Origin of the sequence: Dehalobacter sp., assembly GCF_030063005.1 — a bacterium.
GTDB classification, from domain to species: Bacteria; Bacillota; Desulfitobacteriia; order Desulfitobacteriales; family Syntrophobotulaceae; genus Dehalobacter; species Dehalobacter restrictus.
Map to the genome: position 1 here is coordinate 109,919 of NZ_JAPDHR010000002.1, position 10,467 is coordinate 120,385.

11 protein-coding genes are annotated in these 10,467 nt (G+C 43.4%); 1 reads left to right on the forward strand and 10 read right to left on the reverse strand.

Annotated features, from left to right (window positions below; genetic code table 11):
- Positions 1–40: 40 nt before the first annotated feature.
- A complete protein-coding gene (locus OKX56_RS01200) occupies positions 41–760 on the forward strand; it encodes a glycosyltransferase family 2 protein (RefSeq protein ID WP_287895369.1) in 720 nt (239 codons plus the stop codon).
- On the opposite strand, the gene OKX56_RS01205 is transcribed toward OKX56_RS01200, so the two are convergent.
- From OKX56_RS01205 to OKX56_RS01250, 10 genes are all read right to left on the reverse strand, one after another.
- The gene (locus OKX56_RS01205) at positions 761–2,629 is read right to left on the reverse strand and encodes a putative ABC transporter permease subunit (protein ID WP_287895371.1); all 1,869 of its coding nucleotides are present in this window, start codon (positions 2,627–2,629) and stop codon (positions 761–763) included.
- A gap of 3 nt (positions 2,630–2,632) precedes the next feature.
- Complete coding sequence (locus OKX56_RS01210) at positions 2,633–3,406, reverse strand: ABC transporter ATP-binding protein (RefSeq protein ID WP_019225059.1); 774 nt, start codon at positions 3,404–3,406, stop codon at positions 2,633–2,635.
- Positions 3,407–3,499: 93 nt separating this feature from the next.
- Positions 3,500–4,663, reverse strand: a complete 1,164-nt coding sequence (gene dinB / locus OKX56_RS01215) for a DNA polymerase IV (RefSeq protein ID WP_287895373.1) — start codon at positions 4,661–4,663, stop codon at positions 3,500–3,502.
- 109 nt (positions 4,664–4,772) lie between these two features.
- Positions 4,773–5,117, reverse strand: a complete 345-nt coding sequence (locus OKX56_RS01220; RefSeq protein WP_287895375.1) for a Sec-independent protein translocase subunit TatA/TatB — start codon at positions 5,115–5,117, stop codon at positions 4,773–4,775.
- Positions 5,118–5,891, reverse strand: coding sequence for a twin-arginine translocase subunit TatC (gene tatC, locus OKX56_RS01225; RefSeq protein ID WP_021315525.1), 774 nt, complete (start codon positions 5,889–5,891; stop codon positions 5,118–5,120).
- A 56-nt stretch (positions 5,892–5,947) separates the two neighbouring features.
- Entirely contained in the window at positions 5,948–6,934 is a 987-nt protein-coding gene (locus tag OKX56_RS01230; RefSeq protein ID WP_287895377.1) for an FAD:protein FMN transferase, read from the reverse strand.
- A gap of 87 nt (positions 6,935–7,021) precedes the next feature.
- The gene (locus OKX56_RS01235) at positions 7,022–7,207 is read right to left on the reverse strand and encodes a twin-arginine translocase TatA/TatE family subunit (RefSeq protein ID WP_287895378.1); all 186 of its coding nucleotides are present in this window, start codon (positions 7,205–7,207) and stop codon (positions 7,022–7,024) included.
- Between the two features lie 429 nt (positions 7,208–7,636).
- Positions 7,637–9,007 carry a reductive dehalogenase gene (locus OKX56_RS01240; RefSeq protein WP_287895379.1) on the reverse strand — a complete coding sequence of 457 codons (1,371 nt, stop codon included), beginning with the start codon at positions 9,005–9,007 and terminating at the stop codon, positions 7,637–7,639.
- Positions 9,008–9,021: 14 nt separating this feature from the next.
- Positions 9,022–9,336 carry a dehalogenase gene (locus OKX56_RS01245; RefSeq protein ID WP_423779583.1) on the reverse strand — a complete coding sequence of 105 codons (315 nt, stop codon included), beginning with the start codon at positions 9,334–9,336 and terminating at the stop codon, positions 9,022–9,024.
- Positions 9,337–9,584: 248 nt separating this feature from the next.
- Entirely contained in the window at positions 9,585–10,298 is a 714-nt protein-coding gene (locus tag OKX56_RS01250) for a Crp/Fnr family transcriptional regulator (protein ID WP_287895380.1), read from the reverse strand.
- Between the last annotated feature and the right edge of the window lie 169 nt (positions 10,299–10,467).

Below are 10,467 nucleotides of genomic sequence, written 5' to 3' on the forward strand. Positions count from 1 at the left end.
AACAAATATCAAATAGAATCATTCAATTTGGGAGCCACCAATGACAAAGCCGGATGGCATATCCATTATTACCTGTACGCACTTCCCTTTTTACCTGGACAATATCTTCGCGAATTATGCCAGACAAACCTACCCTGTCAAGGAACTTATTATCATCCTGAATGGCCCCGGTATTAATCTTTCCGATTTTTACAAGAGGGCGGAATTGCATCCTCATGTAAGGATCATTCAGCTGCCTGAAAGCTGCTCGGCAGGAACGTGTTTAAATTATGCTGTCAGGCAGACCCATTATCCTTACATCGCTAATTTTGATCATGACGATTATTATGCTCCAGAATACTTGAATGATTTTATGAAAATAGCGCCTTCCAGCGAGGCGGGTGTTTTCGGAAAGAAAACGCACTTCGTCTTTTTTGAAGAGCAAAGAATCCTGGCGCTTTTGCATCCTGGCAGAGAAAACAGCTATGTTGACTATCTTATCGGCTGTACCCTTTTTATGAAAAAAAATATTTTTGAAAAAGTACAGTTTATTGATGCCAATATTGCGGACGAACAATTTGGTGCGGACTGCACCAAAAACGGCATCAAAATTTATGCGATTGATAAATACAATTTTGCTTATATTCGCCGAAATGATCTCAGCCTGCATACCTACAAATTAGATAATCAGCAATTAATGGAACAATATTGTCAGGTTGTCGCACAGGTTTCTGACTTTAAGCCCTGGGTATTAGGGCCATTTACTTTTCATGCTCGTTGATTACCTGAGCCGGTTCTTGCTGCTGGTCGTCACGAGCTCCACCCGGAAACCTTTGCGGCTTTGCCGGACTGTCGCAGTCATAAATCCGAAGAAAATAAGTAGCCACAGCCCGCCGGTCAACAGAATTCCGAGTAAAGTCCTGAACAGGACGGGCCAAAATAACGGACGGCTGAGAAAATACAACCCACTGAGCAGTCCTGACTGTACATTCCATTCGAAGGTGACCGGCGGAAGCATTTGAAGCGCTGAGACCAACTCAGCAGGAGGGAATAAATAGCATAGACTTAAACCCAAAATAAGGATGAAACAAAAATTGATCAGATACATCATTAGCGAAGCACTTGGCGATATCCGCATTTGTGGCTTGTCCGGATTATAGCGGCAGTTCTTGATGGAATAATACAGCCCGATGGCACTGGAACCCAGGCTTAAGAAAATCGCCGCCAGCGCCAGGATAAGCGTTAAGCTCGTTGAAACTCCGACTGCCAATGAAGTGCCAACCAGAAGAGCCTCCATCAATAGTAACGTGGGAAGCACAGCTGCAGTTAATTTCCCCCAGACGACAGGCCACCCTGCCAAGGGCACACTATTTAGCAGCCAGTCAGACTCCCCTTCCCTGCCAAACGCCTGCAAGGCCAAATTGCCGCTGAACATAATCGTGTACATGATAAGAACCATTACCAAGCTGGATACACTCGATGCCGAAGCATTGAACAGAAACTGAACCACAAAGAAGGCCATAATGATCAGAGGGATCAAATAGCTAAACCATTCTCTGGTATCCCTTTTCAAGGTCAGCAGATCTTTTTTGGCCACGGCCCACATGCCTGCCCACGTCGAGGCCGGCAAGACTACTGTTTCCTGCTCCTGGCCAACAGTCCCGAAGAAAATCTTTTCCTGTGGGCGGTTCGTCGTATCAACGCTGGAAACTGAACGTCTTTTGCGCCGTCTTCCGCCATCTCCCTGGCTGATGGAAATGAAGCCCTGCCGGAATCCCCGTTCCAAAAGAATCAAGGCAATCAAAAAAAGAAACGCACTGAAAATAAGGACCAGAAGGCTCCATCCCAGCCCAGCGGCAAAGCTATCGGTTATTCCGCTGGTTAAAGCAAGTGAAACCCATCCCCACGGGAAAAAATTCATGACGTGGATCAGCTGCTCTTTGCCTGCCAGCATGGCCCCAATATCCAGGTTACCTTGGCTTCCCAGCATCATTCCCGGAATCTGAAATACTAACGCGATCAAGACACCTGCCAGCCCTCCCATCAGTCCGACGGCTTCTTTGCTCCTGTGAGGCGGAACAATACGCATAACCAAAAGGTTCAGCAGTTCGGCCAGTGCTGTCCCGCTAAGCCATAAACCGCAGCCTGACAGAAAAACAAGAAGATAATAGGATACTTTAGCCTCAAAAAGCAGACCGCAGAACACCCCCGGCAAAAAAACAAACAAGAAAGCAACTAAAAGATTGCTCACAAGTACAGAGACAGTTTTCACGGCAAAAACGACCCGCAGAGGAACCGGTGCCATGAAAAGAAGTTCCAAATCTTCAGACATATACAGCGCTGCAAAAGCTGCCGTAAGACCAAAGAAGATCTGGCTGGCCAGTCCCACCAGAAAGAACAGGGAGAGAAAACCCTGGACGGTCTCAGGCTGCATCGATTTCAACATCCCATAGGATATGGCCCCCATGGAAATCAGAAAACTCAAAAACACAATCATCAGGATACCCATTCCGATGAAAGTTCTCTTCCGTTGATGTTTCAGCGTGTTAAGTGTCACCCGCAGCTGATTTGTTAGCAGCAGGACAAAATCCTGAACAAACGACTTTTCCGCAGGCGGGGTATCCAGAGGCGGCGGTATGATCATTTTCACCGTTTATTCCTCCTCCAGGCTTTTGATTAATTCAGCATTCTCACGGACTCCGGTAAGTTCCAGGAAAATATCTTCCAGGCTTTCCCCACCGTGCCCAACTTTTTGCCGGAGTTCTTCAGGGCTGCCCTGCGCGATCAGCATGCCATCTTTCAGAATACCGACCCGGTGGCACATTCTTTCGGCAATCTCAAGAATATGGGTCGAAACAAATACCGCGGCACCCTGCCGGGCCATTTCCTGAAGAATATCTTTGAGGAGGCGTGCGCTGGCCGGGTCAAGACCCACAGTCGGCTCATCCAAAAGAATCACCTTGGGCTGATGAATTAAGGCCCCCGCCAGAACAACCTTTTGTCTCATACCGTGAGAGTAGCCCTCTAACAGCTCATCCGCGCGCTCCATGAGACCGAACATTCCTAAGAGCTGCTCAGCCCGCTCTTTGGCAATGCCTTTTGGGACTCGGTACAGGGCTGAAATAAGGTGCAAAAATTCACGGGCTGACAGTTTGTTATACAATTTTGGCTGGTCCGGTACATAAGCCATTAAGGCTTTGGCCTGAGTGGGCTGCCTGCGGATATCGTAATCACAGATGGAGATCTCTCCCTCGCTGGGATCCAGCAATCCGGTAAGCATTTTAATCGTTGTTGTTTTACCGGCACCGTTCGGTCCCAAGAAACCGAAAATCTCCCCGCTTCTTACCTCCAGGTTTAGATCGTTGACAACCGGCACTGAACCATACCTTTTGGTTAAACGATTTGTTCTGATCAAGACCCTTTCCATTGCGTACCTCCTGCTAACTTTTTTGGCTTAGGACCTATTCATAATTAGGACCTATTCATAAATTGAAAGTTAAATCTCGCTCCTCACGCTTCATTATAGTAATCGTGCCCTTGTGATACTGTTCTTTCCATATTTCGCGTTGACTTGATCGATCACTTTTGTCAGGTTTCCCATATCTTTTTGAGGTTCATCAAACAACGTCAGTTGCTCAGTTTGATCCGTTAAGTTATTCAAGGTGATTCCAATTAGCCTAAGCGGCTGATTCATGGAGAGCTCGCGTAAGAGCGTACAGGCTTCGTGGTAGATCAGATCATCCAGATCTGTGGCCTGAGGGAGGGTGCTGGAACGCGACAGGGTTCTGAAATCCGGATAACGTGCTTTCAGCGTAATTGTTTTCGCTCTCAGCGCATGTTTGCGCAGGCGTCTTCCCACATCCACCGCAAGCTTCAGCAGCTCTTTTTCAAGTACGTCGACATCAGCAATATCTGATGGGAATGTCGTCTCCCTGCCAACGGATTTCGCCATTCTGTCGGTTTCTACGGAGCGGTTGTCAATACCTCGGGCGAGTTCGTAAAGCTGTTTGCCCATGACACCGAATCGTTTCGAGAGAGCACTTTCATCCAAAGCACGCAGATCTTTCACTGTTCTGACCCGAAGCTCATGCAGCTGTTCCGCCGTTTTGATGCCGACCCCCCACACTCTTTCCACTGCCAGAGGATCGAGAAACTCCTGTACTTTATCCGGAGGGACAACGACAAAGCCGTCCGGCTTTTGCAGATCGGAAGCAATCTTGGCGAGGAATTTATTGGGGGCCAAACCCACTGAAGCCGTCAGGCCAAGTTCCTGCCGGATACGTTGTTTGATCAGCACGGCAATATCTTGGGCAAATCCAAAAAGAGCCGTTGATCGCGTAACGTCCAAAAAAGCTTCATCAAGGGACAAAGGCTCGACGAGCGGCGTGTAGGACAAAAATATTTCGTGTATCCGGTCTGAGGCTTCCTGATATTTTTGCATATTGACAGGGAGAAATGCGGCCTGCGGACAGCGTCTGAAGGCCTCGGTCATGGGCATCGCAGAATGAATGCCAAATTTACGGGCCTCATAAGAAGCAGCAGAAACAACACCCCGGCTGTTTGGCTTGCCGCCCACGATAACAGGCTTTCCGAGTAAGGCTGGATGATCTCTCTGTTCTACCGCGGCATAGAAAGCATCCATATCGATATGGAGTATTTTTCGATGGTTTTGCCATTCTTCCATAAATCAATTATACCACTATGCGCTCATAATTGAGCTAAATCATAAAAAGATGACCCCCGCGCAAGACAGAGATCATCTTCTAAGTGCATCATGCCTTTTAAATTATCCTTCACATAGGGTCGACTTCATTGGTTCCATCATGTTTTACAGCGACCCCATTATCCTCAGCTTTTTTCTCTGCTTCTTCATCATTGCTCTGTAACACATTCGTATCTTCCTTTTGTTTAGGCTCTTCTTGGGAAACCTTTTCTTTGGGAGATGTATCCTTTAAGCTGTCCATTATCGTGTCACTCTGCATACTAATCGTATTTGAAAATTCTCTTGTCAATTGGTTCATCATCTTGCGACCTTGTCTAACCAATTTTCCAATTGTATTTGCAATTACGGGCAAATCATCGGGGCCAAAAAGAATCAAGGCGACAAATAAGATTAATGCAATTTCTGTTAAACCCATTTAAATCACCTCTTCCTCTTCTCGCTTCAGCATTTTTGTTCTTCTTCTTACTACAATATAGCCTACCCAAATACTGATTTCATAGAGAAGATACATCGGACCGATGATCAAAACCTGGGTCATCAGATCGGGTGTTGGAGAAAGAACAACAGCCAATATCACAATCACAAAAAAGGCCCATTTCCTATATTTTGCGAGAGCCTGCGGAGATACGACGCCTATTCGGATTAACAATATCAATACAATGGGCAGTTGAAAAAATAACCCAAAGCTAAGTGCCAAAGTGAAAACAAAATTAATATAGGAAGACTTGGTGACAAATGGTGTTGTATCAATTGCCCCTATCCCTGCTAAAAGTAAAAACTTTAAGCAGATAGGCAGCACAAATAAAATAACAAAGGCTGCGCCTGCAAAAAAGAGAAGAAGAGATGAAGGAAAGATGAAATAGAGGTATTTTCGTTCATTAGATTTCAAAGCCGGCAGGATAAAACTCCATAACTGCCATATGATGATTGGTAAAGCCACAACTACACCCGCAATGAGTGATACTTTTAATTTAACCATTAATGGTTCCATCGGTGTTGTCGTAATGAAATGCACCTCACTGAGACCGGACATTGGTATAGCCAGGAAACGAAATGCATAATCACTGAACGCCCATCCCACTATTGCTCCGATGGCGATCGCATATACAGAAAATAAAAGCACTTTGCGCATTTCTTTAAAGTGGCTAAAGAAAGACATTTCGTCACTTTGCTTCTTCCTACGTTGCACAGTACAAACCCCTTCCTTTTCCTGATCTAATTAAAACTAATTTTTCCAAATACGGTCTACTCAGGAGTCTCTGGTTTAAACATTTCTTTCATTTTAGCGGATAATACCATCTTGCCGTCAGTATCAATGATCAGGCCCCATGCGTTATTCTTTTCGATTAATTGCAAGCCCTTTTCCGGACCTAATACGAAAGCTGCTGTAGCCAAAGCATCCGCCATTATCGGATTCTCCGTGACGACAGTACAACCACTGACCTCTTTTGAAGGATACCCAGTACGAGGATCAAGAATATGACTGTATTGTATGCCATCAACAGTAAAAAATCGTTCATAGTTGCCTGATGTATCAATTGTGAGATTATCCAACTCAACATAGCCAATGATCTGTCCTTTGTTTAAAGGATCTCGAATTCCGATGTGCCAAGGCGTTCCTCCGTCTTTTTTGCCTATGGCATAAATATTTCCGCCTGCCGATACCATCCCTGATGGAATATTACGATCCTTAAAAGCATCTAGCCCTTTGCTTACGGCATAACCCTTGGCAATCGCTCCGAGGTCTAAGCTCATCCCCTTCTCAACTAAAAAAACGGTCCTTTGTTCTTTATTCAATATTACTTTCTTGTAATCAACCAATTGAATTGTTTGAGCAATCTGTTCCTGCGGCGGTACAGATTTCTGAATGCCGTCTTCTCCAAATCCCCACAATTTAACTAAGGGACTAATGGTCGGATCAAAAGCGCCATTGCTCAAATCCGCAATTTTCAAGGACTGTTCAATAACATTAAAGGTTAGTTCCGATACCGCGACAGGTTGTTCTCCTGCATGAATATTGATGGCGTATACCTCACTATCAGGCGAGAACTTATTAAGCTTGGAATCTAGTTCTTCCATAATGCTGAGAGCTTCAGATACTGCCTTCTTTGCTCCCCAGCCATGAGCCTCAACATATACTTCTGTGTCAAAAAACAATTTGGTTTCTTGATAATTAACATTACGTTGATAATACTCATAACCTTGCCAAGATGATAAACCGATAATGATCAACAGAAATAAAAGTACCCTAAAGCTCTTTCTATGGTACATGCTAAATTTTCCTCTATTTGCATTTAAATAATATATTATTGCGTTATGCTATGCCTCTTTTATTGTTTCGCTTCCTTCCTTTTCACCCTCAACAGAGGCATCCCTGAATTCCTTGATACCCCCGCCTAAAGCTTTTCCTAATTGGGGCAGCTTTCCTGGTCCAAATATAACTAGGGCGATGACCAAACCTATTACAGCTACAGTTGGGGTAATCATTCCAAAAATCAATTGCATTTTTATCTCCTCCATTTTATATGATTAGTATGGACTCACAAAAACATTAAGAATTTCCCTGCTAATAGATTATCTCTAGATATAAAGTATTATTCAATATATCCTAAAGTAAATAATAATTGTTTGTAGAGTTAGTGTCAATATTCGTCCACCAAAAGCTCCTAAAAACCCTCTAACTGTTCCTGATGTTAAGCACAAAAAATGATTTAAGAAAGAGCGTTCCTTATACCAATGGTTATTCAGATCCCGCATTCTCTAGTATGATAGGTTAATTAGGCCAGATACTAACGGCATGGTGCCATCCGCAGCAAAATTTATAAAAATGCTGATAATAGTCTGTAAAGGCTATTACCAGCATTACATCAATTTAGAATTACTCTTGTTTAGGGGGATGCCCTGCCCCAACATTTAACAGAGAACCTTTAATTATTAATGCGTCTGTGGCGCTTGAGCAACCGCCGGATACTTGTACATCTCCGGCCACTCCAGCCACCATCTGTATTTATCGATGCTTTCTGTGCCGTACCCAAACATATCGTCAATCGATTTCAGCAATTTTGCGGAAGCTTCATTTTTACTTCCAATCCAGGTTCCTGCCTGATGGAACCAGGAATCCTCCTTGGAGTTCCAGGGGCAGACTTTCATGCACCGCCCGCAGGATACTCCATCTTCGTTAAGTATCCTGAATTCTGCACATTTTCTCATATCGCTGTTCCAACGCAGGTATCCGTTGTACTCCACAAGATCCGAATCATAGGTAATGGATTGGTTTGGACAGTTTTCAGCACATTTTTTACAGACCCTGCAGAAATCCTGCAGTCCAAAGTCAATCGGTTTGTCGGGCGCCAGCGGTAAATCAGTAGTAACAGCAGCAACTTTATGCCGGAACCCCAAGCGGGGATGAATTGAACAGTCACCGGTACGGGAAAGCTCCCCCAACCCAGCTGAAATTACTGCCGGTGGCATAACCGCGTTATAATTGAAAGCATGATTTGCCCTGGCATTATATCCAAGGCTCCGGATATAAGTGGCTAAGATAACTGCTATATTACCGGTTGCATGATAACTCTTCATAGACATTGCACCGCTGATTCCGTCATACCCAGTGGATCCCAACATGGTTTGAAGATTTTGGTCAACCATCACGACGATGACGTAAGGCAAGCGTTCTGTTACCGGTATGACACATTCTTCTACAGGTTTGGTCATCAAACCAGCCTTATCCGTAAGTTTCTGGGAATAATAAGCATATTCTGGCATCTTGCCGATACCGACTTCATCAGCGCGCAAAAAATAGGCGGCATCTTTAATATGCTGGGACATTTGTTCCGGATCAGGGATCTCCAGTTTTTTGGGAGACGACTTTCCTTCAACCGCAGCGGGCGGAGCAATGAACATGCCTGCATTGGCTATTGCCGCTCCAAAAGGATGCCTGAAAAAGAAACTCAAAGACGCCGCTTGTGTCTTTTTATTAGGAAGCAGCCCTCTGGTAGCCAAATTGAATCCCATATCAGCTTCGCTGAAGTTCTTAACTTTTCCGACAATTTTTGTAGTACCTAACCACTGATCATTATTTTCCGCAAAATGTACTGTCGCACTGCCATAGTCATGCTCAGGATGAAGTTTGGACCATTGTCCCTTTGCTGCAGCAGTATACTTCAGACTTGCTCCGGCTGCGTTAGCTACTTTGGCAGGAGCTTTTATCGCTCCAATCACTCCCATCGCAGAGGCTGCAACGCCAGCTTTGAGAAAATTCCTGCGACTTAGCTGAAACTTTTTCTCTTGTTCATTAATCACCATATTTTCACATCCTATCAAGCTTGTAATTCACCTGTATTCCCCGCTTTTTTCACACCAATGAATCCCAGCAGGCGGGCCTGAACAACGGCAAGAACCACAGATATCCCCAGAAACACGAATATCGCTGTGCTTGTGGCTTTGACATGTCCAACCGATGCGTTAATGTAGACAAAGGAAATCCCCATCCAGGTAATCCCATACCAGATAACAAACAAGGCCCAATTAACTACTGTTTTCCACATTTGTTCACGTTTAGCACGAGGTTTAATAAATAAAATACCCGCTAAGAATAATACGCTCGCTAAAAAAATTAAGAATGTACCCATCATTTTCACCTCCCTTTTGATAATTCAGTCATTTTTATGACTATAGGTACATTGTATTTAATAATTTTGAGTGAAGTTTAGTTGTATAACTAAAAACTATACATCTTCAAAATATTTTTTGTTTTAAACTGTTGACTAGAAAATTCAATAGAGACACAGGTAATTTACAATAATACAAAAAAATACTCCATTTCTCTAATGAAATGGAATTCAAAAAGTTATCTGTACAAAATGAATTTTCAAACTTAATTCTAATAAATATATTTATAAATATGCTTCTCATGGGTTAATTCTTTAAGTTTTTCCAGATCATGAATAATTATTTTGTCTTTCTTCTTTTCAATAATTTTTTGCTCCTTTAAATACTTTAATACTTTGGAGACTGTAACATAATGTGCTCCTGTTATCTCAGAAATAAATTGCAATGATAAGTCCATACGTATTTCGTAAGAATCTCCTACCGATATTCCATTGGTAAGATAAAGTCCATGCAACAATCTTAAGATTCTAATCGTTGGATTGTAAAAGTCCCTTTCTATCGTTTGTCTCATATAATAACTTACTTTGGAAAGACAATTTCTAAGCACTTCAAAGATCATGTCTTCATCTTGACGGAAAATAATTCTGAGGTGCTCTTCGAAAAAAAGACATACTTTAGAATCTTCTATGGCAACCGCATAGGCATCATTATCATTTTCCATCTTATACAGACGACCCAAAATTCCATTTTCTCCGGAAAAATAAATCACTCTTTCCCTGCCGTCTTCCGTCATCAGGTTCAAACTTATCCTTCCGGAAAGCACATAAACCAGCATATAATCTTTACCTCCCGGTAAGATCACATTACTGTCCTTAGCATAGGTTTTTACTACTCCTATATGCGTGAATTCCCTCAGTTTTTCAATCGGATAGAAAGTGTCAGGAATAGCCCTTGCCCCCTCGCATCTTCCATAATCGTATTGCATACGCTTCCTCCTTCCAATTATTCACCACCATTACCAGCCCAGTGACCTTGCCTACGTTTGGTAGACACGGAGAAACCCTAAATAATTATTGTTTTCATTGAATTACGCAATCATGCTGCATCATGCACCTTTAATGGCGCTATGTAATCGTTGGAAGAATGAATGCGAT

Coding starts and splice junctions, on each gene's coding strand:
- OKX56_RS01200 (WP_287895369.1), top strand. CDS start 41: ATGACAAAGCCGGATGGCATATCCATTATTACCTGTACGCACTTCCCT.
- OKX56_RS01210 (WP_019225059.1), bottom strand. CDS start 3,406: ATGGAAAGGGTCTTGATCAGAACAAATCGTTTAACCAAAAGGTATGGT.
- dinB (WP_287895373.1), bottom strand. CDS start 4,663: ATGGAAGAATGGCAAAACCATCGAAAAATACTCCATATCGATATGGAT.
- OKX56_RS01220 (WP_287895375.1), bottom strand. CDS start 5,117: ATGGGTTTAACAGAAATTGCATTAATCTTATTTGTCGCCTTGATTCTT.
- OKX56_RS01235 (WP_287895378.1), bottom strand. CDS start 7,207: ATGCAATTGATTTTTGGAATGATTACCCCAACTGTAGCTGTAATAGGT.
- OKX56_RS01240 (WP_287895379.1), bottom strand. CDS start 9,007: ATGGTGATTAATGAACAAGAGAAAAAGTTTCAGCTAAGTCGCAGGAAT.
- OKX56_RS01245 (WP_423779583.1), bottom strand. CDS start 9,336: ATGATGGGTACATTCTTAATTTTTTTAGCGAGCGTATTATTCTTAGCG.
- OKX56_RS01250 (WP_287895380.1), bottom strand. CDS start 10,298: ATGCAATACGATTATGGAAGATGCGAGGGGGCAAGGGCTATTCCTGAC.